This window comes from Salmonella sp. SAL03688 (assembly GCF_046551895.1).
Lineage (GTDB): Bacteria > Pseudomonadota > Gammaproteobacteria > Enterobacterales > Enterobacteriaceae > Salmonella > Salmonella enterica.
The window spans coordinates 68,893-93,938 of the sequence record NZ_JBGDVI010000011.1; the positions used below are offsets into that span (position 1 = coordinate 68,893).

Sequence of the window (25,046 nt, forward strand, 5' to 3'; positions counted from 1 at the left end):
TGACGACTCCTGTCTTAGCGTGCCGGCTGAGAAGTCACGGTGGACTGCTCAAAGTGATAGCGACCGGTTTTCAGGCTGCTTGGGCCAAGGCGTGCAAATTTGAACATCAGGAACAATTCTGCCACCAGGAACAGGGTATACAGGCCGCAAATCAGGAACATGGAGAACAGCAGATCGCCCACGGTCAGCGATGAGTTCGCCACGGCTGTCGGCAACACTTCGCCGATCGCCCACGGCTGACGACCATACTCGGCGACGAACCAACCTGCTTCAACCGCAATCCACGGCAGTGGAATGCCGTACAGCGCCGCGCGCAACAGCCATTTTTTCTCACCGATGCGGTTACGAATCACGCTCCAGAAGGAAAGTGCGATAATCGCCAGCAGCAGGAAGCCGCACGCCACCATGATACGGAAAGCGAAGTACAGCGGCGCAACGCGAGGAATAGAATCTTTCGTCGCTTGCTGGATCTGCGCTTCGGTCGCGTCAGTCACATTAGGCGTATAGCGTTTCAGCAGCAGGCCGTAACCGAGATCTTTCTTCATGCTGTTAAACTGGTCGCGAACGGCCTGGTCGGTAGAACCGGCGCGCAGCTGCTCCAGCAGTTCATAGGCTTTCATCCCGTTACGGATACGCTCTTCATGCTGAACCATGAGATCTTTCAGGCCAATAACCGGCGTGTCCACGGAACGCGTAGCGATAATGCCGAGCGCATAAGGAATCTGAATCGCCAGATGGTTTTCCTGTTTGTCCTGGTCAGGAATGCCGAACAGGGTAAAGGAGGCCGGAGCAGGTTGCGTTTCCCATTCTGCTTCAATCGCAGCGAGCTTGGTTTTCTGCACGTCGCCCATTTCGTAACCGGATTCGTCACCGAGTACGATAACGGACAGTACGGCAGCCATACCGAAGCTGGCAGCAATAGCAAAGGAGCGTTTAGCAAAGGCGAAGTCACGACCTTTCAGCATGTAGTAAGCGCTGATACCGAGGATGAACATCGCGCCGGTGACATAGCCGGACGCCACAGTGTGAACAAATTTCACCTGTGCTACCGGGTTCAGTACCAGTTCAGAGAAGCTCACCATTTCCATACGCATGGTTTCGAAATTGAAATCCGCAGCGATTGGGTTTTGCATCCAGCCGTTCGCTACCAGAATCCACAACGCGGAGAGGTTGGACCCCAGAGCCACCAGCCAGGTGACGCACATATGCTGAACTTTACTCAGACGATCCCAGCCGAAGAAGAACAGACCTACAAAGGTGGATTCGAGGAAGAAGGCCATCAAACCTTCGATGGCCAGCGGCGCACCGAAGATGTCCCCAACATAGTGGGAGTAGTACGACCAGTTTGTCCCGAACTGGAACTCCATGGTCAAACCGGTAGCCACACCCAGAGCAAAGTTGATACCAAACAACTTGCCCCAGAACTTGGTCATATCTTTATAAATCTGTTTGCCGGAAAGGACGTATACCGTTTCCATAATGGCCAGCAGGAACGCCATACCGAGCGTTAGCGGCACAAACAGGAAGTGGTACATCGCGGTCAAGGCAAACTGTAAGCGCGACAGTTCGACTATATCTAACATCATGACTCCTTGCTCATCGCATGAAGACTCCGAGAGTGAACCCCGTTAGAAAGGGTCACACGCATGCCCCAATACAAATTTATTTGCGGCCTTCCATCGTACTATCCCCTCGGGAAGGAAACAGTAATGATGAAAAGTTACAAACATGTTAATAAAAAACCCAAATTGATCCCGCAAATATATTACGCCGTAAAACCCTTACAATAAACAGGTTTTTAGTGGGTCAGATTTGCTTTTTTCGACAGCGATCAATTTATGGCTAATCTATCGCTTTTCAGGGAATTTGATCACGGACAATTTAACCAGTTTTGATGCTCTTTTCCAACATTTAAATATTGATTAAAATCAATTTTTGAAGTTAATGTTAATAATGTTTATTCATTGAATGCATGGTGAATTTTTTGTTAACTTTTTGTTTTTGCAAAGAGTAATTTCAAACTCCCTGTAAAAAGAGGCTTATTCGGTAAGGCTAAACATTTTGTGCGTTTTTTACTGCCCCGCATCCCGTAAAAAACATTCCACATTGATGTTCAATTATTGCTAAATAGCTCACAGATTTTTTCTGTAGGTTATCAACACTTATTATTTTATACATTTAGTCTATTTTTATTTTACTTATAATTAACACCGCAAAGAAACTATCTCATTGCACACGCGCCATCATCCCACCGGGATTACCCTGCCCCAACTTCCCTTTCCCGACGACTAACGGCCAGGATCATCTTGCCAGGTTATCGCCTTAATTATCGCTAATAAGCTTTCCAGATAGCCAGAAACAAACATTTTATTCGCTAATTTTTCTTTATTTCAATAACACCGTATTTGCCTCTCTATAATTATTATAGTGAAGATTCTGTTATCACCTTCACAGATTTACCCTCAATATCTACGTCACTCATAGTGATAATTCTGTTTATTCGCAGCCATAAATACCCTTTAAACATGATTAATCACGAACGAATAGTGTCAATAAGTTCTTAATAATTTTTAAAGTTAACCTCTTTTAACCAGCAAAAGTTCATATGATTTATTAAACGATATCTTTAATACTTCATGGAAATAATGTCGGTACTCTTATGATTAAAATAGCTGTTTTATTCTGCCATTAAACAAGCAGTCTGTGTAAGCGCGATACATCTGAGGAGACATGTAGTTCGCGCTCAGGCAAACATGCGCGGCCACAGAGTCAAGCGTCAATTTACTATAGAGGTTAGCGTCAACATAGTGTAATGCTGCGATGCGTTTTTTTCATGGCGGAAAGCGCATAATCCGTCTCCAGTGAGGTCGGCAGGTCTTTCACTAAGACAGCATCTGTATTTGCTGAAAAAGAGTTAACCAGCAATCTGAGTAAATTTACTGCCGCTGCCAGACGGTTATTATCAATTATTTTTAGACTCCACCATGTTTTTTTAATGAGGCATCATTTTCCTATAGTTCAATATTTACAAAGCCAATAATTTTATATCCCGGATGCTTCACCCGTACTTTGCCACAAACAATAAAGCCATAAAAAAGGCCACCGTAAAGGTGGCCAACCATGTCGAAAACGGACATTTATCTGTTCCCGCAGGAACAGCGAGTTTTATTTTATAATTGCTTTCAGCGCTTCGCCGATATCGGCCAGGCTGCGAACGGTTTTCACGCCCGCGGCTTCCAGCGCGGCAAATTTTTCATCCGCAGTGCCTTTACCACCGGCAATGATGGCGCCCGCGTGGCCCATACGCTTGCCTTTCGGCGCGGTAACACCCGCGATATAGCCAACAACCGGCTTGGTCACGTGGTCTTTAATGTAAGCCGCCGCTTCTTCTTCTGCGCTACCGCCGATCTCGCCGATCATCACGATCGCTTCAGTCTGCGGATCTTCCTGGAACAGTTTCAGAATGTCGATGAAGTTAGAGCCCGGAATCGGGTCGCCGCCGATACCCACGCAGGTGGACTGGCCGAAACCGTAGTCGGTGGTCTGCTTAACCGCTTCATAGGTCAGCGTGCCGGAACGGGAAACGATACCCACTTTACCCGGCTTATGAATGTGACCCGGCATGATGCCGATTTTGCATTCGCCCGGGGTGATCACACCTGGGCAGTTCGGGCCGATCATGCGTACGCCCGCTTCGTCCAGCTTCACTTTCACGGTCAGCATATCCAGCGTCGGAATACCTTCGGTGATGGTGATAATCAGTTTGATGCCTGCGTCGATCGCTTCCAGAATGGAGTCTTTGCAGAACGGCGCCGGGACGTAGATAACGGATGCGGTCGCACCGGTAGCTTCTACTGCTTCGCGCACGGTGTTGAACACCGGCAGACCCAGATGCGTGGTGCCGCCTTTGCCCGGCGTTACGCCGCCGACCATTTGCGTACCGTAAGCAATCGCCTGTTCGGAGTGGAAAGTCCCCTGGCTACCGGTGAAGCCCTGGCAGATAACCTTGGTATCTTTATTAATTAAAACGGACATTATTTCCCCTCCACTGCGGCAACAACCTGCTGAGCTGCATCCGTCAGACTTTTCGCTGCAATAATATTCAGGCCACTGTCAGCCAGTTTCTTCGCGCCGAGTTCGGCGTTGTTGCCTTCCAGACGCACCACCACCGGAACGTTCACGCCCACTTCTTCCACCGCGCCGATGATACCGTCGGCAATCAGGTCACAACGGACGATACCGCCGAAGATGTTAACCAGAACCGCTTTCACGTTGTCATCCGAGAGGATAATTTTAAACGCTTCGGTGACGCGCTCTTTGGTTGCGCCGCCGCCTACGTCAAGGAAGTTAGCCGGTTCGCCGCCATGCAGCTTAACGATGTCCATGGTGCCCATCGCCAGGCCCGCGCCGTTCACCATGCAACCGATGTTGCCGTCCAGCGCGACGTAGTTCAGTTCCCACTGTGCCGCCTGCGCTTCACGCGGGTCTTCCTGAGACTGGTCGCGCATTTCGCGCAGATCCGGCTGGCGGAACAGCGCGTTGCCGTCAGCGCCCAGCTTGCCGTCGAGGCAAATCAGATCGCCCTGCTTAGTGATCACCAGCGGATTAATTTCGATTAGCGCCAGGTCGCGCTCAAGGAAAATGGTTGCCAGGCCCATAAAGATTTTGGTGAACTGCTGCACCAGTTTACCTTCCAGACCCAATTTGAACGCCAGTTCCCGTCCCTGATACGGCATCGGGCCGGTCAGCGGATCGAGCGCGACTTTATGGATCAGATGCGGGGTTTCCTCCGCAACTTTTTCGATCTCTACGCCGCCTTCGGTAGACGCCATAAAGACCACGCGACGAGAACTACGGTCAACTACCGCGCCGAGGTACAGTTCTTTGCCGATGTCGGTCGCCGCTTCAACCAGAATCTGGTTTACCGGTTGGCCATTAGCGTCTGTTTGATAGGTCACCAGACGTTTGCCCAGCCAGTTTTCCGCGAAGGCGCGAATCTCTTCTTTGCTTTTTACTACCTTCACACCGCCCGCTTTGCCGCGGCCGCCAGCGTGAACCTGACATTTCACTACCCACGGGCCGGCACCGATTTTAGACGCGGCTTCTTCGGCTTCACGCGGAGTAGTACAGGCATAACCCACCGGCGCCGGTAAGCCATAGCGGGCAAAAAGTTGTTTTGCCTGATATTCATGTAAGTTCATGTGTTCTGTCCATCCTTCAGGTAATCGTTATCTTTAGACCTGTAGGCCTGAAAGCTGCGCGCCATCAGGCATTACACCATCGCCGGATGGCGGCGTGAACGCCTTATCCGGCCTACAGGTAGCAGGTGATGCTCTTGCTGACTACACGTCCAACAGCAGACGGGTCGGATCTTCCAGCAACTCTTTGATGGTGACCAGGAAGCCCACGGATTCGCGACCATCGATCAGGCGATGATCGTAAGAGAGCGCCAGATACATCATCGGCAGGATTTCCACCTTGCCATCCACCGCCATCGGCCTGTCTTTAATAGCATGCATTCCCAGAATCGCGCTCTGCGGCGGGTTGATGATCGGGGTAGACATCAGCGAACCGAATACGCCGCCGTTGGTAATGGTAAAGTTACCGCCGGTCAGGTCTTCTACGGTCAGCTTGCCGTCGCGGCCTTTGACAGCCAGTTCTTTAATTTTTTTCTCAATGTCAGCCATGCCCAGCGTATCCACGTCACGCAGGACCGGCGTGACCAGGCCGCGCGGCGTAGACACCGCCATGCTGACGTCGAAGTAGTTGTGATACACCACGTCATCGCCGTCGATAGAGGCGTTCACTTCCGGATAACGCTTCAGCGCTTCTACTACCGCTTTCACGTAGAAGGACATAAAGCCCAGGCGGATACCATGACGTTTTTCAAACACTTCGCCATACTGCTTACGCAAATCCATAATCGGCTTCATGTTGACTTCATTGAAGGTCGTCAGCATGGCGGTGGAATTTTTCGCTTCCAGCAGACGCTCGGCCACGCGCTTACGCAGGCGGGTCATTGGCACGCGTTTTTCGCCGCGCGCGCCCAGAGCGGGTTGTGCTGCAGGTTCAACAGCGGGTGCTTTAGACTCGCCTTTCGCCAGATGTTTTTCCACATCTTCACGGGTCAGACGCCCACCCACACCAGTGCCTTTAATGGCGCTGGCTTCCAGATTGTGTTCAGCCAGCAGGCGACGGATCGCCGGGCTGAGCGCATCGTTGTTTTGTTCTTCCAGCGACGCCTGCTGGCGCTGTGCCGGCGTAGACGCTTTCTCTTCAGATTTCGCGCTGGTCTCTTTACCCGCGCTGTTGCCTTCACGCAGGCGACCCAGGATCTGGCGAGAGGTGACAGTCGTCCCCTCTTCTTCCAGAACCGCATCCAGAATGCCGTCCGCTGATGCCGGTACTTCCAGTACCACTTTGTCAGTTTCGATTTCTACCAGCACTTCGTCACGAACAACCGCATCGCCCGGTTTTTTATGCCAGGTGGCGACGGTCGCGTCCGCTACGGACTCAGGCAGGTCGGGAACAAGAATATCTACGCTACTCATTATTTATCCTTTATTTAATCGACGTTCAGCGCGTCATTAACCAGATCTTGTTGCTGTTTCTGGTGAACGGACATATACCCTACCGCCGGAGAGGCGGAGGCCGGGCGACCTGCATAACGCAGAGCGGCCCCAAACGGAATCACTTCACGGAAATGATGCTGACTGCAGTACCATGCGCCCTGGTTGAGCGGCTCTTCCTGGCACCAGACAAAATCATGGACGTGAGCGTATGGTTGCAGCGCTTCCTGCACCGCTTTATGCGGGAACGGATAGAGCTGTTCGATGCGCACGATAGCGACATCTTTCTGGTCGTTTTTGCGACGTTGTTCCAGCAGGTCGTAATAAACCTTACCAGAACACATTACCACGCGTTTTACGGCTTTAGGGTCCAGCTCGTCAATTTCGCCAATGGCCGGCTGGAAGGAACCGTTCGCCAGTTCATCAAGCGTGGAAACCGCCAGCGGGTGACGCAGCAGCGATTTCGGCGACATCACCACCAGCGGACGACGCATCCCGCGCAGCGCCTGACGGCGCAGCATATGGTAGACCTGCGCCGGGGTGGACGGCACGCAAACCTGCATATTCTGCTCGGCGCAAAGTTGCAGATAACGTTCCAGACGCGCGGAAGAGTGCTCCGGCCCCTGCCCTTCATAGCCGTGCGGCAACAGCATCACGAGGCCGCACATCCGGCCCCATTTCTGCTCGCCGGAGGAGATGAACTGGTCAATCACCACCTGCGCGCCGTTGGCAAAATCGCCAAACTGCGCTTCCCAGATAGTCAGGGTACGTGGTTCCGCCGTGGCATAACCGTATTCAAAAGCCAGTACCGCTTCTTCAGACAGCACGGAGTCCCAGACTTTAAACTGTCCCTGACCGCTGTGAATATGCTGCAACGGCGTATACGTTGAGCCGTTCGTCTGGTTGTGGATCACCGCATGACGATGGAAGAAGGTGCCGCGACCAGAGTCTTCCCCGGACAGGCGCACCGGAATGCCTTCATCGACCAGCGTGGCGTAAGCCAGATTTTCCGCGCCGCCCCAGTCAAACAATTTCTCGCCTGCCGCCATTGCCTGACGGTCGCCATAAATTTTCGCCACGCGAGACTGCATTTCAATGGCTTCCGGCACGGTGCTGATACGTTTTGCCAGCTCCTGCAGACGCTTCATTTCTACCTTGTTCGGGTATGCTTCATCCCATTCGTGGTTTAGATACGGCGACCAGGTGAACGAGTGCATATTCATCGGACGCCACTCTTTCACCACGCATTCGCCTGCATCCAGCGCATCGCGATAGAGGTTGACCATTTCAGTGGCATCTTCCAGCGTTGCGACCTTATCAGCTTCCAGTTTGTCGGCGTAGATTTTACGCGGCGTCGGATGCTTTTTGATTTTCTGGTACATCAGCGGCTGGGTTGCGCTTGGCTCGTCGGCTTCGTTGTGGCCGTGACGGCGGTAGCACACCAGATCGATGAACACATCACGTTTAAAGGTGTTACGGAAGTCCAGCGCCAGACGGGTCACAAAAGCGACGGCTTCCGGATCGTCCGCATTGACGTGGAAAATCGGCGCCTGGACCATTTTACCGATATCGGTGCAGTAAGGCGTTGAACGCGCATCCAGTGGGTTAGAGGTGGTGAAACCCACCTGGTTGTTGATAACGATACGTACCGTACCGCCCACTTCGTAACCGCGCGCTTTCGACATGTTCAGGGTTTCCTGAACCACGCCCTGGCCGGTCACCGCGGCGTCGCCGTGAATAGTGATCGGCAACACTTTGTTGCTGCTCGGTTCGTCCAGTCTGTCCAGACGGGCGCGCACGGAGCCCATCACCACCGGGCTCACAATTTCCAGATGCGATGGGTTAAACGCCAGCGCCAGGTGAACCAGACCGCCTTCGGTTTCGATATCTGACGAGAAGCCCATGTGATACTTCACGTCGCCGGTACCCAGATGTTCTTTATGCTTACCGGCAAATTCGTCGAACAGATCCTGCGGTTTTTTACCCAGTACGTTGATCAGCACGTTCAGGCGACCGCGGTGCGCCATCCCCAGCACCACTTCGCGAGTGCCGCTGTTACCCGCATGGCGAACCATCTCTTTCAGCATGGGTATCAGCGCATCTCCCCCCTCGAGCGAGAAACGTTTCGCACCCGGGAATTTGGCGCCCAGATAACGTTCCAGCCCTTCAGCGGCGGTCAGTTCGTTCAGGAAGCGTTTTTTCTCGTCAGCGCTAAAGGCCGCACGACCGGATTCGATGCGCTGTTGGATCCAGCGTTTCTCTTCGGTGCTGGTGATGTGCATATACTCAGCGCCAATCGGGCCACAGTAGGTCTGTTTGAGCGCGTCGAGCAGCTCGCCCAGCTTCATCGTCTCTTTGCCGCTGGCAAAGGAGCCGACATTGAAGGTTTCCTGGAAATCGGCCTCGGTCAAATCATGGAAAGAAGGGTCCAGATCCGCCACGCGTTCTTGTTTCCAAAGACCCAGCGGATCGAGGTTTGCATGCTGATGGCCACGGAAACGATAAGCGTTGATAAGCTGCAGGACTTTAACCTGCTTCACATTGGTGTCAGGGTCGGAAATCGTAGAAGAGTGACGTGAGCCAGCCAACGCCTGCCGCCGGAAATATTCACGTGTTTTTGAATGGAGTTGATCCGGTTTGACTCCGGTACCAGGTAACTGCTGGAACGTCAAACGCCAGTTAGCGTCTACCGAGTCAGGATCGGTTAAGAAGTCTTCATAGAGCTGTTCTATCCAGCTCTGATTCGAACCAGAGAGGTAAGAAGAGTCCAACCAGGCTTTCAAAGCGCTGTTCTGCATCGTGATCCCTTAAGCATCTTTTCTGCTTATTTAATACTCTAAATAGGTCACGTTTCAGGAAGGCGGCAAGCTTGCGAATCCCTGGGAGCTTACATCCAGTAAGTGACCGGGGTGAGCAAGTGCAGCCAACGCACATGCAACGTGAACTATGACGAGTATTTCGCCGTGGATACTAACCACGCATACGCTGTATGCGTGCCGGGGTTCACTTGTTGCGGACTGTCGTGTCATCTGCGTCCGCTAAGGAACCTTTAAAAACTGTCTAATAATCTTCGCTGTTCAGGCTACGACTGCGTTGCGGCCTTCGCTCACTCCGGTCACATAGTTAACTATGCTCCCGAAGATTCGTTCAGACCGCGCCTTGTCTCGCTCTGAACATCTCGATTATTACTAATCATATGGCAGTTTTTAGAGGTTTCCTGCACTTCTATTGCCCGATGGCGCCTGGCTTATCAGGCCTACAGAATACGTAACCCGTAGGCCGGATAAGACGGTACGTCGCCATCCGGCAACCACTACAACTACTTACGCACTACGCTGCAACAGCATCGACTTAATATGGCCGATAGCGCGCGTCGGGTTCAGTCCCTTAGGACATACACTGACGCAGTTCATAATGCTGTGACAGCGGAATACGCTGAATGCATCGCTCATCCCTTCCAGACGACTATCGGTCTCGGTATCACGACTATCGATCAGGAATCGATACGCCGCGAGCAGACCCGCCGGACCGATAAACTTATCCGGGTTCCACCAGAATGACGGGCAGGATGTTGAGCAACAGGCGCAAAGAATACATTCATACAGCCCATCGAGTTTTTCACGCTGCTCTGGCATCTGCAGATGCTCACGAGCCGGTGGATTTTGCCCATTATTCAATAAGTAAGGCTTAATCTTCTCATATTGTGCGTAGAATTGCCCCATGTCTACCACCAAATCGCGGATCACCGGCAAACCGGGTAGCGGGCGAATCACAATCTTCTTACCCGGCTGGTTCAGCGCCGAAATAGGGGTAATACAGGCCAGACCATTCTTACCGTTCATATTCAAACCATCAGAACCACACACACCTTCGCGGCAGGAACGGCGGAAAGAAAGGCTGGGATCTTTTTCTTTAAGCTGGATTAACGCATCCAGCAGCATCATGTCGCGCCCTTCTTCGCCTTCCAGGGTGTAATCCTGCATACGCGGAGCGTTATCGACATCCGGGTTATAACGATAAATCGAAAATTCGAGTTTCATCATCCTGTCTCCGCAATTAATAAGTACGAATCTTCGGCGGGAACGCCGGACGCAGTTTCGGTTCCATATTGACGCTTCGGCGCGTCATGGATTCCGTTTGCGGCTGATACAGGGTATGACACAACCAGTTGGCATCATCACGCTCCGGGAAATCGAAGCGGCTATGCGCGCCGCGGCTTTCCGTTCGGAAGTTGGCTGATACGGCAGTGGCGTAGGCGGTTTCCATCAGGTTATCCAGCTCCAGACACTCAACACGCTGGGTATTAAACTCGCTGGACGTGTCATCCAGACGGGCGTTTTTCAGACGCTCGCGGATCACTTTCAACTGCTCAAGCCCTTTCGCCATCGCGTCGCCTTCACGGAATACGGAGAAGTTATGCTGCATACACTCCTGCAACGCTTTGCGGATAGCCACCGGATCTTCGCCATTGCGGTTATTGTTCCAGCGATTCAGGCGCTCCAGAGAACCTTCAACGTCAGACTCGCTGGCGTCGCGCAGCACGCCCTGCTCGGCGATGGATTCCTGTAAATGCAGCCCCGCCGCACGGCCAAAGACCACCAGATCCAGCAGTGAGTTACCGCCCAGACGGTTGGCGCCGTGAACCGATACACAGGCGATTTCGCCTACCGCAAACAGCCCCGGAATCACCACATCTTCGCCCTGCTCGTTCACGGTCAGCGCCTGACCGGTCACTTTAGTCGGAATACCGCCCATCATGTAGTGGCAGGTCGGGATAACCGGAATCGGCTCTTTCACCGGGTCAACGTGGGCGAATGTGCGGGACAGCTCCAGGATACCCGGCAGGCGAGATTCCAGCACCTCTTTACCCAGGTGATCCAGTTTCAGTTTAGCGTGCGGCCCCCACGGACCATCACAGCCGCGACCTTCACGGATTTCGATCATGATGGAACGCGCCACCACGTCACGACCCGCCAGGTCTTTGGCGTTCGGCGCATAACGCTCCATAAAGCGCTCGCCGTGTTTGTTCAGCAGGTAACCGCCTTCGCCGCGGCAGCCTTCTGTCACCAGCACGCCCGCCCCGGCGATACCGGTCGGGTGGAACTGCCACATTTCCATGTCCTGCACCGGGACACCGGCACGCAGCGCCATACCGACACCATCACCAGTATTGATGTGAGCGTTGGTGGTGGACTGGTAGATACGGCCTGCGCCGCCGGTCGCCAGCACCGTCGCGCGGGCTTTGAAGTACACCACTTCACCGGTTTCGATGCACAGTGCGGTACACCCCACCACAGCGCCATCCTGGTTTTTCACCAGATCCAGCGCATACCATTCGGAGAAAATCGTGGTGTGGTTTTTCAAATTCTGTTGATACAGCGTATGTAGCAAGGCGTGACCGGTACGGTCAGCCGCTGCCGCGGTACGTGCCGCCTGCTCGCCGCCAAAGTTTTTCGACTGGCCGCCGAACGGGCGCTGATAGATACGTCCATCATCAAGACGGGAGAACGGTAGCCCCATGTGCTCCAGTTCCAGAATCGCTTCCGGTCCGGTCTTACACATATATTCGATGGCATCCTGGTCACCAATGTAGTCCGACCCTTTTACGGTGTCGTACATGTGCCATTCCCAGTTATCTTCATGGGTATTGCCGAGCGCCACGGTGATACCGCCCTGCGCGGAAACGGTATGGGAACGGGTCGGGAAGACTTTCGAGAGCAGCGCACAGGTTTGGCCGCTTTGGGAAATTTGCAGCGCCGCGCGCATACCTGCGCCACCGGCACCAATCACAACAGCATCAAATTCTCTGACTGGCAGTTTCATTACACACCCCACACCACAACAAATCCATAGATGACGTAAACCACCAGCGCAACAACAATAACGAGTTGCAGTATCAGACGCACTGCCAGTGGTTTAACGTAGTCGGTTAACACCTGCCACATGCCGATCCAGGCATGAATCAAGATGGAAAAAAGCGCCAGCAGGGTGAAGACTTTGGTGAAGGCCGATGAGAAGAAACCGGTCCAGGCTTCAAAGGTCAGTTCGCCGCTCGTGGCGAAAAAACCCACCATGTAGATGATGTATAACGTCAGAACGATAGCGGTAGCACGGACCAGGATGAAGTCATGTACGCCATTGCGTCCTAATGCGGAGGCGTTGCTTACCATACGAGGACTCCTGCGAGAAGTGAAAGCACGACAGTGATAACAAAAGAGATTTTGGCAGAGCGTTGACCCGCTTCGAATGTTTCTTCCAGATAGCCAAAATCCATTAACATGTGACGAATTCCCACGATGACGTGATACGCCAGCGCGGTAAGGATGCCCCACATGATAAATTTAACGATGAAGCCGTCCATGATGTCGGCGGCCTGCTGGAATCCTTCCGGAGAAGAGAGGCTGGTGCCCAGTAGCCACAGTAGTATGCCGACGGCGATGAAAGTAATCACACCGGATACGCGATGGAGAATGGACGCTATCGCTGTGATGGGGAACCGAATCGTTTGTAGATCCAGATTGACAGGTCTTTGTTTTTTCACATTTCTTATCATGAATAACGCCCACATGCTGTTCTTATTATTCCCTTAAGACTTCGGTTACAGAGATGAATCTACCTGTAGCCAGAAAGACGACGGGATTTCCTTCCTCCGGTCTGCGTGCGGGTCAGACAGCGTCCTTTCTATAACTGCGCGTCATGTAAAACACTGCTTCCAGTAGCTAAAACGACACGTTACAACGCTGGGTGGCTCGGGATTGCAGGGTATTCCGGAGACCTGGCGGCAGTATAGGACGTTCACAAAATCATTACAATTAACCTACATATAGTTTGTCGGGTTTTATCCTGAACAGTGACACAGGTCACGATAACAACATTTTTTTAATTTTCAATCATCTGATTTGACAAACATTAAACAAAATTGTTACAAACAACACCAGAAAAAGCATATAATGCGTAAAAGTTATGGGGTCACTCTTTCACCTGTTAATAAGTTATGCAACAGTACAATGATATTGACCCATTCTTTCAGGACAGTTATTAGTGATAGACAGGTTACATTACTCGGATTGCTACGTTCCTGATTTGCTGCTAATTCGAAATTAATCAAGCCGTTACCTGCAAGCGCCCATTGCTCTGTACCCAGGTCATCCCCTCTTTCACAGAGCGGCGAGCCAAATAACAAACTGGTAACGGTTGATTGATGCATACACAGAATCTTCCCTGCACTAACGACGAGGAAGATGACGTGTAGAAGGCAAGTCTGAGTTCCGGCAGTCTTAAGCAATAAGGCGCTAAGGAGACCGTAAATGGCTGATACAAAGGCAAAAATCACCCTTACTGGTGATACTGCTATTGAACTGGATGTGCTAAAAGGTACACTCGGTCAAGATGTTATTGATATTCGTAGTCTCGGTTCAAAAGGAGTTTTTACTTTTGACCCTGGTTTCACCTCTACCGCATCCTGCGAATCTAAAATCACCTTCATCGACGGCGACGAAGGCATTTTGTTGCATCGCGGTTTCCCGATTGACCAGCTTGCTACCGATTCCAACTATCTGGAAGTCTGTTACATCCTGCTGTACGGCGAAAAACCGACGCAGGAAGAGTATGACGAGTTCAGAACGACAGTCACCCGCCATACGATGATCCATGAGCAAATCACTCGCCTGTTCCATGCTTTCCGTCGCGACTCACATCCGATGGCGGTAATGTGCGGGATTACTGGCGCGCTGGCGGCGTTCTACCACGACTCGCTGGATGTGAACAATCCGCGCCACCGTGAAATCGCGGCGTTCCGCCTGCTGTCCAAAATGCCGACCATGGCGGCGATGTGTTACAAATATTCCATCGGCCAGCCGTTTGTTTATCCGCGCAACGACCTTTCCTACGCCGGTAACTTCCTGAACATGATGTTCTCCACGCCGTGTGAAACCTATGAAGTGAATCCGGTACTGGAGCGCGCGATGGACCGTATTCTGATCCTGCACGCTGACCATGAGCAGAACGCCTCTACGTCAACGGTACGTACCGCAGGTTCAAGCGGCGCCAACCCGTTCGCCTGCATTGCCGCCGGGATCGCCTCCCTGTGGGGACCCGCGCACGGCGGCGCCAACGAAGCCGCGCTGAAAATGCTGGAAGAAATCAGCTCTGTTAAACACATTCCGGAATTTGTTCGCCGTGCGAAAGACAAGAATGATTCTTTCCGCCTGATGGGCTTCGGTCACCGTGTTTACAAAAACTACGATCCGCGCGCCACCGTGATGCGTGAAACCTGCCACGAAGTGCTGAAAGAGCTGGGCACCAAAGACGATCTGCTGGAAGTGGCGATGGAGCTTGAGCACATTGCGCTCAACGACCCGTACTTCATCGAGAAGAAACTGTACCCGAACGTAGACTTCTACTCCGGCATCATTCTGAAAGCGATGGGCATTCCGTCCTCCATGTTCACCGTGATCTTCGCCATGGCGCGTACCGTTGGCTGGATTGCACACTGGAATGAAATGCACACTGACGGCATGAAAATCGCCCGTCCTCGTCAGCTGTATACCGGCTACGATAAACGCGATTTTAAATCGGCGCTGAAGCGTTAATTGACAACCGGATGGCGACGCAACCCTCGCCATCCGGTACATTTTCCCTTTTTTCTTATCCTCATTATTTTATTCTTACCCCGTTACTCTCTATGATTAATTAAGGTTTCGCTAAATATCATTCAGGGAGCATGGAATGCCGATTCTGCAGTGGTTTTTGTTGTTCCTGTTATCGCTGCTCATTTCCCTTATTTTTCTCTATCTGCACCTTCCGGCGGCAATGCTGCTCGGTCCAATGATTGCGGGTATCGTGTTGAGTTTGCGAGGTAGTACGCTACAACTTCCGCGCGGTATTTTTCTCGCCGCGCAGGCAATTCTCGGCTGTATGATCGCCCAAAATCTAACCGGTTCGATATTGACCACCCTCGCCTTCTACTGGCCGGTCGTGCTTTTAGTGTTGCTGGTGACGCTGCTTTCCAGCGCGGTAGTCGGCTGGCTGCTGGTACGTTACAGCTCGCTGCCCGGCAACACCGGCGCATGGGGGTCTTCGCCGGGCGGCGCGGCGGCAATGGTAGCGATGGCGCAAGATTACGGGGCGGATATCCGCCTGGTGGCGTTTATGCAGTATCTACGGGTACTGTTTGTGGCTGGCGCGGCGGTGCTGGTGACACGCCTGATACTCGGCGACAGCGCGGCAACGGTCAGCCAACAGGTGGTCTGGTTTCCGCCGCTTAGCGGTAATTTATTGACGACGCTGTTATTAGCGATCGTGGCGGGCATTGCCGGTCGCCTGATGCGTATCCCTTCCGGCACGATGCTGCTCCCCATGTTGGCAGGCGCGCTTCTCCATTCGCAAGGCATCATTGAGATTGAATTACCCGAATGGCTGCTGGCCGTGGCGTATATGGCGATAGGCTGGCGTATTGGGCTCGGTTTTGACAGACAGGTGTTTTTTATGGCGCTGCGGCCATTGCCGCAAATCTTATTGTCAATTTTCGCGCTGATGGCGATTTGCGCCGCGATGGCGTGGGGAATGGCTTACTACATGCAGATTGATTTTATGACGGCTTATCTCGCCACCAGTCCCGGTGGTCTGGATACGGTTGCCGCGATCGCGGCAGGAAGCAGTGCCGATATGGCGCTCATCATGGCAATGCAAACCCTACGGCTGTTCAGCATTCTGTTAACTGGGCCAGCAGTGGCCCGTTTTATATCAACCTATGCGCCCAGACAACCTTTGTAGGACTGATAAGCGTCGCGCCATCAGGCAATAGCCGCTCGCCGATGGCGGTTCCGGCTATTTCTGGCAATGCGGGCACCAGTAAAACGGGCGTGAGGACAGTGTTGTCTTTTCAATAATGCCGCCACACCGCTTGCACGCTTCGCCGTCACGGTGGAAAACCTTAAAGCGAAACAGTGCGCCATGATGCTTGTTTTCATCCGCCTGACCGCGAGTCGTGTAGGACAGGCGCGGAATATCCAACAGCGCGTGAGAAAGCGCATTCAGTTGCGCCTCGTTGAGATCTTTCGCTTTATGCTGTCCGGTTAACCCTACCTGCCAGAGGATTTCAACGCGCAGATAATTCCCCAATCCCGCCAGAAAGGCCTGATCCAGCAACAGTCCGGAAAATTGTCGGTTGCGAAAACGCGGCGACAGCAATCGAGCTTTAACCTCTTCCGAAGTGAGACGCGCGTCCAGCACATCCGGACCGACTCGCTGTAAAAAGGGGTGCGTCGTGAGCTGCTCTGCTGTCAGCATTTCGATATCAGACGCGCTATAAAGCAGAATAGTTTTATCCGCCGTTTGTAGCCTGACGCGCAATATACGCGTGGTCTGCGGTATTTCACCAGTATCGATCACCCGCCATACGCCATAGAGTTGGTTGTGGCTGTAGAGCGTCAGGCCATTTGAAAAGTGGGTCAATAACGCTTTTCCCCGCGTCTCTATCCGGGTAACAAGTTGACCGGTAAGCTGCGATTCATACGGTTTTAACTGTGCAAAGGCAAACCAGACATCGGTTAAGGGTTTGCCTTTGATTGCCGCCTCCAGATTATCCGCCGCACGACGAATTTCCGGGCCTTCAGGCATGATAATATCCTTTGTTAACAGTTGATTAATGGACTACACCGCCTCTGACTGTCTGGAATGCACATCGAACGCCATAATGAACATCCACAGCGGATGGACAAACAGGCGGTGGTATCCAGCGATAATAACATTATCGCAGCACGAGACCACTTCCCCGTCAGGGTTAACATGATCGCGCCAGGGCATAATCGACTCAACCCTTGTCGGGCGAGCGCCCAATAATGATTGTCTGCCTACCGGAATTAAATGACGCTTAGTTATATTTTGCCCAAAATTTTTTTCTGTTGATCCTTTTAAAGCCTTCTTTCCAATAACTGGCATTCAACTCTTTGATATAATTTTCTCCGGGAAAAAGTTTATCCTTTAAAGGCAGTTTCTTGGCTAGCACGATTCTTTCTGCGTTAGATCCCGCGGACTCTGAATGTGTGAGGGAAGATAAGGCGTCCAGTTGAGCGCTTGAGGGTCTGGCTATCAATTCAAAAAAAGGTTCTGACAATACAACACTACTAAGTGCTGCATAATTTCCTTTTTGTATGAGCGGTTTGACGTACTCAAAAAAAGAAATAATCCCTGATTGCAATCTTGCCGCTTTTTTTAAATACTCAATTTCAGAACCACTGCTATCTTCACGTACAGGAATTATTCCATTATCCGTTTTTTTATAGCCAATTGTTGACCCAGTATTATCAGCCATAGCGAACTCCATTATTTCCACCCCTCCTGATAAGAAAAGATCACACTTATCGTGGGGATGGCCATAGTTGGTTAGCCAACCAAACATCTTATTATAAATAGATCGGTTATCATTGGCGCCAGCAAAAGTTGCCAAATAAAACCCATGTATTTGTTTTTCTGCCCATTGCGCACCTAAAGAACGAGCAAATACTGATTGAATATTACCCATCCATCCTACATCGATAAGTGCTATATTTTTAAAACCTTCACAGGCCGTTTTAAAGTAATCAGCGTAAACTTCCCTGTGCTGAGTGTTTTTTAATAAAATATATGGAAATAATTTATTTATAAGCCAGTGAACCTTATGTTCCTCTCCTGAAACAGGAATATACTCCTCGTCAGGAAAACCAACATGATGTATATCTGAAATATGCTCACTCGCATCTAACCCCGCGATAGCAAGTATCTTTTTAATACTTTTCTTATTCTTACCACCAAAAAGATGCCAAATCCTGTGCATCGGCCAATCAGTCATCCCCACCATATAAGCTGATGCGCGGGATATATATAAATATTCACATTTTACATGTTCTTCTGAAAAGTATTCATTATAAATTTTATAGATTAAGTGAGCATCGCGTGCTAAAAAAAGCGCTTTATCAATTTTATGAATCTTTAACTGATTCGCTAACCAGGATACATAACCTAATAATAACGGACCAAATACTTTAAATCCTATCTCGTTTAAAGGATCATTTTGATGGAAAGCAGAAACTTGTTTAAGTAATAAAGTCTTACAAATAGATTCACCAATAATATCTTTAGCTTTCCAATGATTAGATATCCCATGATTATACTCTGACCAATCAGCATGGAGAGTATTTATGCCGAGTTTTTTAGCATTCAGAATATCAGCATGAACATTGTCGCCAACATGTATCCACGATGTAATATCTACATTTTCATTTTTCTTGACTATTGAAAATAATTTACCACTATTTTTAGAGTACCGCTCTTCGCCAGATGAATAAACTGGAATGTTACTGATATCATAGCCACATGATGTTAACAACTCCTTTAATATTGCTGATGGAAGGTACATATCACTAATTAAAATGACTTTGCAACCATCACTAATAGCCTTTTCAAACAAACAGCTTCCACGCGCATTTTTATATAAAACAATCTTCTCCATTTGTATTTCCAGATCGATTATCTTTTTTACTGTCGCTGGTGAAAGCTGCGGATGCTTTTTTAAAATTTCATCGTATATTTCAGATATGAGTATTTCCGGCTCGCCGCCAAAACGCCTGACCCTATTCTCTCTGGCACTTACTTCCGCCTGAACTCTTATCTCTGGGAAATTATCAACAATACCAATCTCGTACGCTGATATAAAAAAGTTCTCAGTTGCTAAAGTTGATTGCATTAATGAAAACAAATCTCTGGGACGGTAAATCCTCCGGCTAACCAATGTATCAAAGATATCAAAGCTTACGGTCTTGTATTTTTTAAAGTTCATATCCATATTTTATTTAATCTTATTTTCAATATAAGAAATTTTATGAAAAAGACTATTGTTAGCAATATTTGAAAGTAACACATTGAGCAATGATGAGTCATCAATACTTCTCATCATTTTATTTTCTGCAATTTTGCATTCTATATCAAATAACTCATTGTTAATTACGGTATAATTGCCAAATTCAAAGTCATCATTTTCTCTGAAATGATAAAATGCCAGTGCTTCAGGTAAGATCCAAACATCATTTTCTGCCAGGTAATGAATAAAAAAAGGCCAGAAAAATGCAGGAGAGGATAATTTATGACTTTCAATCACATCGATAACAGAATTTTTATCGAATAAACACGAGGAAAGTGGAATAGAATTCCTGTAATAAATAACATCAAAACTAACAGGGCCAGCATTTAAATAGTGGTTCCATGGTTGCGTTGAATTTATAATTATTCTATTATTTTCCGCAATCTCAGCAACTTTATTTGTATGGCATGCTATTGCATTTACAGATGAATACGTTGACTGTATATTCGCCAAAACACTGAGTAGCCTTGACACATATTCAGGGGCCCAGGAATCGTCATCATCCATAAAGCATAAATAATTAGATTCAGACATCTTAATAGCATTAAAGATACAGTTTTCGTCGTAGATAACACTATATATATTTGACAGTTCTTTCAGATAAAAATCATCCACATTGTGACATTTCAATTCTTCCTCCATGCAGAAAATGATGATATTTATTTTTTTGAACGTCTGGTCATTAATGGATTGCAAGGCCCGCATTAATAGACGAGTACGCCCAGGTTTATGTCGGACAATAACTAAAAGACTCTTTTCCATATTCTGATTTCGCGTTTTACGGTATATATAAAAATTAACACCCTATGAATGAATGCTGACATTGGGTAAGGATTATAATATTTTATTAGACTGACACCAGATAAGGTGTAGCAACAGAACCATACCTAAGATTATCATAGTCATATAATTAAAAAATCGGTATAATTCTCATCAACACCACTTACATCATGTTTAATATTTATCTTCAGATTTTTTATTGAATTTTTTATACCAAAAGAGCTTTGAGGTAAGATAGGGCAAACTATTTTTCATCTCTTTTTTTGCAGATTTAAACCGATAAAAATTTTTGACTGCCGTAAACAAACCATTAATAATAACTTTAAAAAACTCCATTTTTGAGTGGGTAAGTTTTAATAATTTGCCATTTTCTATATTTAAATGATAGATAGTAATTCTCCGGAATGAAAACTTAGTAGGGTGATAATGACGATAATCAACCACGATTGGTTTTTTAATTAAAAAGAAAGCTGGAATTAAGTGTCCATTAAGGGTTATGCATCTAAAAAATTTGTAGATGGCTTTTTCTTTACCAGAACATGGGTAATCAACACAACCATTAACAATATCAATACCTTCTACATTGAATTTTTCATTATGAGTTATTGCATTAATTCTTTTTCTTATCTCCAGAAGATCTACATTATCTTCCCAAAACTCCCGTCCAGAAAGACAATCGTTATATGACATAATCATTGCTCTGGCAAGTTCATAGCGGCATGAAAAACTCGCAAGAAAGACTTCCCGCACAAAGAAAACACTTAACAGTAGTGCAGCAAACTTTCTTTTACTAATTAATGCAGGTACAGCAACAGTCCTGAAGTTCAAATAGCTATTTAGAACCGATATTTTTCTTTCAAAATCCATTTGCCACGAAGCCACACCATTAAGTGTGACAATATTATGTTTTTTATGCATATATCCAAATAGCAGGTCATCACCACGAACAAAGAAAGGAAATGAGTAATATTCAATAGCGTTAATATTAAAGGCAAAAAACCACCATCCACCGTAGCCTATTTTTCTTTCATTATCAAAAGTATCTAAAGAATCTATTTCCCGAGCATCCAGATAATGTTTATCCGGGTAATGTAAAAAATCTCTATGCCATATGGCACCAGATTCATGTATGATTGCCGGGTTATCTTCAAAAAGCATACAGCCAGTAACAACTGTATTTTTGTCTTTAGCCATCAGTAAAAAAGCATGAGTTCGACAAATCGATTCAATTTCACATGAGCCGTCGTCATCCATAAATATGACATGTTTGACATCGTTGATTTTCCCTGCCTCTATCAAACCTCTCATAAACCCGCCTGACCCACCGAGGTTTTCATTATTGATAACCATAATGCCGTTTCCTGACGGGTGATTAATCGCCTCGCCATTATTAACGACAATCAATTTAAAACGATCTTTAAATTCGCTCTGGGTTAAGAGTGTTTTATTAATTCTATTGATTGTTTTAGTAACAGCTTCTTTTCTATTATAAGTTGTTATAACTAAAGCCATAGATGATTTACTAACATGATCTTTAGTCAGAAATTCAAATCCATTTAAAACAGAGTCTTCGTCTGATTGCCACTCCACATAGATATATCCAAAATTTATTTTTGATATATCAATTTCAATCTCATCACTAATATTACATGACGAGTTAAAATCAATTTGCTTTAATACTCTAATGACACCATTCTCTTTATGCCTTACAGTTATAGTTCCGCGACCAATTATATTAACCCGCAAAAAAAGTGATGTTAAGGTTGTATATTTTTTCCATTTCTTAATTGAGAATGCATTAAAAAAAGTATCAAAATATGCAACCTTATGACGCGGAACAAGTAAGTTACGTGAGGTATAGTTATACTTCCCGCCCTGAGTTCTGAAATAAAGCTGCTCTTCCGTGCATAGATCAATGTTTGGTAAAATTACTTTTTGAAGTAAAAAATACATAACGAACCTATAAATTTATATTATCTGGGGTAACGCTATTATAAAATAGTAAATTACTCACCGCGTAGTGATATAAATACTGCAATAAGAATATTAAAATCCGCCTTTGCTAACTATCTCACCGTGCTCAAGCCTGATGAATTTATTACATACAGATTTAGCCAGTTCATCATCGTGAGTGGCCATTACCATAATGCCCGCTTTAGAGATAAAGCTATTTAATCTCATCTCTGCTTTTCTTTTAAAATCACTATCACCCACGCTCATCCATTCATCCATCAGTAAAATTTCAGGATTAATTGCAGTAGAAATAGAAAAACCAAGCCTCAGAACCATACCACTAGAATACGTTCTAACGGGGATTTTAATAAAATCACCTAACTCGCTGAACTCGATGACATCTTCTGTAATATTTTTTATTTCATTTTTTGACAGACCGAGAAATAGTCCCCTCAGTTTTATATTTTCCAGGCCTGTAAGCTCACCATCCATTCCCATCATGGGATCAATGAGGCTGGTGACTCGACCGATACATTCATACTTCCCTGAAGTTGGTTTATAGGCCCCTGCAAGTACTCTCAGAAGAGTGGTTTTGCCCGAGCCATTGTGTCCGATAAGCGCAAGACGGTTACCTTCGGTAAGCGTAAAATCAATTTTTTTTAATGCCTCTACTTCAATAATCCCGGTATTCGATGAGCCAATTCGTCCACCTGAAGCAGCCTGTAGAAAAGTTTTTTTAAATGAACGGTGGCTGGAGTTAAATATAGGGAGTATTACGCCAACGTTTTTACAAGAGATTTTCATTAATTATAACCAGTATACGATTCTTGAGCGATATTTAGTCAACACTAAGGTTGAGACCATCAACATAATAATAGAGGTTATTATTGTGTAAAACCATATAGTTACATCTGGTACAGTTCCCATTAATGGTTTCCTGAGCATCTCCATAAAGTAATAAAAAATATTATAATCAACAAATTCCTTTCTTCCCTTTGGTAATTGTTCCGATGTCCAAATGATGGGAGTTATAAAAAAACACAACGTTACCACACTTTGAACAACCGGTCCCATATCACGATATCTTGTGCAAAAAATGGCGAGAATCATACCTGTAGAAATTAATGAGATGGATGTTATTACAATTGCAGGTATAAAAAGGAGAATATCAAGATTTACCGATGTATTGGTAAAAAAAATCACGAAAGGTATAATGATAAAATTATGCAACATAATCATAAACTGCCGATAGAAAACACGTAATATATATAAATATAGCGGAAGGTCAGATTGTTTAATAATTGATGCGGACTCATTAAATATTCCGCATGACTCATTAATAGTTGCTGATAGAAAGGCCCAAAAGATCATACCTAAAGTAAGATGCATGATAAAATTTTCGGAACCAGAACTGAACAGCGAACCGTAAAGAGGTCCCATCGCTGATATGGTGACCCCCATCGAAATCGTTATCCAAAAAGGCCCTAACACCGATCGCCGGTATCGTCCCAGGACATCATTCCAACCTAGCGAAATCCAAAGTTGGTGCCTGGCCAGAGCTTCTTTCAAATCATTCATTGTTTCCGTGTCACCTTTACCTGAAGAACTTATTCTTTAACGATATGAAAATATAACTTATTTATTTTCTATAATATTTACATACTATTTATCTAAACACTGACCTACTTCATAAGCACTTTATGGTGTTAGCAACCAATAGTGTCTTTATAAATTTGCAATGTCTTATTAATGACTAATATGCTGGAAAACAATTCCTTTACACGTTTTCTTCCATTCGCCCCCATCTCTAAGCGAATCTGTGGATTTTTTAACAAATACTCTAATTCTACCGCTAACTCCTGAGCTGAATTACTTTTCACGATCAACCCATTATAGTTATGAATAATTAAGCTATCACATCCGCCGGTATCATAAGCAATACATGCACGTCCTACAGATGATGCCTCTAATAAAAGCCGTGGTACTCCTTCCGGATAAATAGATGGTAATGCAACGATATTCGATTTCTGAATAAGCTCATATACATTCGAAGAGCGTCCCAGCCAGTTAATTAGTCCTTCATTATGCCAGTGATGAATGAGCTCCAAAGGGATAGCATCTTTATCGTCCTCGGCCAATATACCTGCAACATTTAAAACAAAATGAATATTTTTTTGTCTGAGGATCTTTTTTGCTTCAATGAGATCGCCAAGACCTTTACTCCATAACATTCGGCTTGCAAAAAGGACTATCGGTATCTCATGTTTTTTCTCTATAGAGAATTTATAAATATCCGGGTTAATTCCAGCACCTTCGATAACGATAGTTTTATGATAATCAATACCTACTAAACGCGATATTTTTCGTCGATCTTTATCATGTTCAAAAATAAAAACACCACGCTTATTACCGGCAATATATTTGTAAACCAAAACGGTTAACGCACGCAATATTCTCATTGGCACGGTATTATATAAAAAGATTCGACCAAGTCCGACAAAGCTGATAACAACTGGACTATTACTTCTTCTGGCGCTAACTCCACCAATCAGGCAAGGTTTGAGCGTAATACAATGCAATAAGTCAGGATTAATCTCCTTAATAATTTTCCGAGCGTTAAGGAATGCTCTAAAAAAAACAAACATATTAAATGACTGAGCAACAAGAGACACATTGTGACAAATAAAACCAAGCGTTTTGAATTTTTTTATAATCTCTTCACCAATAAAATGACTTATGATATGAATTTCATAACCCGCATCCCTTGCCGCTATCGCACGTTCTGTCCAGTGTAAATCAAAGTACCAGTCTGAATTCACAAAATAACATAACCTTTTCATCTCTTC

The 25,046-nt window shown here is 47.1% G+C and carries 20 protein-coding genes; 2 read left to right on the forward strand and 18 right to left on the reverse strand.

Going from position 1 to position 25,046, the window contains the following annotated elements; genetic code table 11:
- Positions 1–14: 14 nt before the first annotated feature.
- The 10 genes from cydA to ACLJR2_RS13115 form a co-directional block, all read right to left on the reverse strand.
- Positions 15–1,583, reverse strand: coding sequence for a cytochrome ubiquinol oxidase subunit I (gene cydA, locus ACLJR2_RS13070; RefSeq protein ID WP_000884369.1), 1,569 nt, complete (start codon positions 1,581–1,583; stop codon positions 15–17).
- Between the two features lie 1,582 nt (positions 1,584–3,165).
- Complete coding sequence (gene sucD, locus ACLJR2_RS13075) at positions 3,166–4,035, reverse strand: succinate--CoA ligase subunit alpha (protein ID WP_000114631.1); 870 nt, start codon at positions 4,033–4,035, stop codon at positions 3,166–3,168.
- Entirely contained in the window at positions 4,035–5,201 is a 1,167-nt protein-coding gene (gene sucC / locus ACLJR2_RS13080) for an ADP-forming succinate--CoA ligase subunit beta (RefSeq protein WP_001048590.1), read from the reverse strand. The genes sucD and sucC overlap by 1 nt, the downstream gene beginning before the upstream one ends.
- 141 nt (positions 5,202–5,342) lie before the next feature.
- On the reverse strand, positions 5,343–6,551 hold the full coding sequence (gene odhB, locus ACLJR2_RS13085; protein WP_000099858.1) for a 2-oxoglutarate dehydrogenase complex dihydrolipoyllysine-residue succinyltransferase: 1,209 nt from the start codon (positions 6,549–6,551) through the stop codon (positions 5,343–5,345).
- 14 nt (positions 6,552–6,565) lie between these two features.
- Positions 6,566–9,367: a 2-oxoglutarate dehydrogenase E1 component gene (gene sucA / locus ACLJR2_RS13090; RefSeq protein ID WP_001181500.1), complete on the reverse strand. Its 2,802-nt coding sequence runs from the start codon at positions 9,365–9,367 to the stop codon at positions 6,566–6,568.
- 525 nt (positions 9,368–9,892) lie between these two features.
- Positions 9,893–10,609, reverse strand: a complete 717-nt coding sequence (sdhB, locus tag ACLJR2_RS13095; protein WP_001727709.1) for a succinate dehydrogenase iron-sulfur subunit SdhB — start codon at positions 10,607–10,609, stop codon at positions 9,893–9,895.
- Between the two features lie 16 nt (positions 10,610–10,625).
- A complete protein-coding gene (gene sdhA / locus ACLJR2_RS13100; RefSeq protein ID WP_000775561.1) occupies positions 10,626–12,392 on the reverse strand; it encodes a succinate dehydrogenase flavoprotein subunit in 1,767 nt (588 codons plus the stop codon).
- Entirely contained in the window at positions 12,392–12,739 is a 348-nt protein-coding gene (sdhD, locus tag ACLJR2_RS13105; protein WP_000254356.1) for a succinate dehydrogenase membrane anchor subunit, read from the reverse strand. The genes sdhA and sdhD overlap by 1 nt, the downstream gene beginning before the upstream one ends.
- Complete coding sequence (gene sdhC, locus ACLJR2_RS13110; RefSeq protein WP_000263340.1) at positions 12,733–13,137, reverse strand: succinate dehydrogenase cytochrome b556 subunit; 405 nt, start codon at positions 13,135–13,137, stop codon at positions 12,733–12,735. Before sdhC ends, sdhD begins: the two co-directional genes overlap by 7 nt.
- A gap of 393 nt (positions 13,138–13,530) precedes the next feature.
- Positions 13,531–13,776, reverse strand: coding sequence for a hypothetical protein (locus ACLJR2_RS13115; RefSeq protein ID WP_001539488.1), 246 nt, complete (start codon positions 13,774–13,776; stop codon positions 13,531–13,533).
- A gap of 100 nt (positions 13,777–13,876) precedes the next feature.
- On the opposite strand from ACLJR2_RS13115, the gene ACLJR2_RS13120 reads away from it, so the two are divergent.
- Entirely contained in the window at positions 13,877–15,160 is a 1,284-nt protein-coding gene (locus ACLJR2_RS13120) for a citrate synthase (protein ID WP_000785811.1), read from the forward strand.
- Positions 15,161–15,296: 136 nt separating this feature from the next.
- The gene (locus ACLJR2_RS13125) at positions 15,297–16,343 is read left to right on the forward strand and encodes an AbrB family transcriptional regulator (protein WP_001122047.1); all 1,047 of its coding nucleotides are present in this window, start codon (positions 15,297–15,299) and stop codon (positions 16,341–16,343) included.
- Between the two features lie 54 nt (positions 16,344–16,397).
- Here ACLJR2_RS13125 and nei read toward each other — a convergent pair whose 3' ends face one another.
- The 8 genes from nei to ACLJR2_RS13165 form a co-directional block, all read right to left on the reverse strand.
- A complete protein-coding gene (gene nei / locus ACLJR2_RS13130) occupies positions 16,398–17,189 on the reverse strand; it encodes an endonuclease VIII (RefSeq protein ID WP_001113973.1) in 792 nt (263 codons plus the stop codon).
- A 33-nt stretch (positions 17,190–17,222) separates the two neighbouring features.
- Positions 17,223–17,375, reverse strand: coding sequence for a hypothetical protein (locus ACLJR2_RS13135; RefSeq protein ID WP_001145914.1), 153 nt, complete (start codon positions 17,373–17,375; stop codon positions 17,223–17,225).
- 67 nt (positions 17,376–17,442) lie between these two features.
- Positions 17,443–19,338, reverse strand: a complete 1,896-nt coding sequence (locus tag ACLJR2_RS13140) for an HAD family hydrolase (RefSeq protein ID WP_077905107.1) — start codon at positions 19,336–19,338, stop codon at positions 17,443–17,445.
- A gap of 57 nt (positions 19,339–19,395) precedes the next feature.
- The gene (locus ACLJR2_RS13145) at positions 19,396–20,229 is read right to left on the reverse strand and encodes a glycosyltransferase family A protein (protein WP_001800477.1); all 834 of its coding nucleotides are present in this window, start codon (positions 20,227–20,229) and stop codon (positions 19,396–19,398) included.
- Between the two features lie 192 nt (positions 20,230–20,421).
- Positions 20,422–22,200, reverse strand: coding sequence for a glycosyltransferase (locus ACLJR2_RS13150; RefSeq protein WP_000273748.1), 1,779 nt, complete (start codon positions 22,198–22,200; stop codon positions 20,422–20,424).
- A gap of 93 nt (positions 22,201–22,293) precedes the next feature.
- Complete coding sequence (locus ACLJR2_RS13155; RefSeq protein WP_000702849.1) at positions 22,294–23,004, reverse strand: ABC transporter ATP-binding protein; 711 nt, start codon at positions 23,002–23,004, stop codon at positions 22,294–22,296.
- 3 nt (positions 23,005–23,007) lie between these two features.
- Positions 23,008–23,778, reverse strand: a complete 771-nt coding sequence (locus ACLJR2_RS13160) for an ABC transporter permease (protein WP_000998823.1) — start codon at positions 23,776–23,778, stop codon at positions 23,008–23,010.
- 128 nt (positions 23,779–23,906) lie between these two features.
- A complete protein-coding gene (locus tag ACLJR2_RS13165; protein WP_000824901.1) occupies positions 23,907–25,040 on the reverse strand; it encodes a glycosyltransferase family 4 protein in 1,134 nt (377 codons plus the stop codon).
- Between the last annotated feature and the right edge of the window lie 6 nt (positions 25,041–25,046).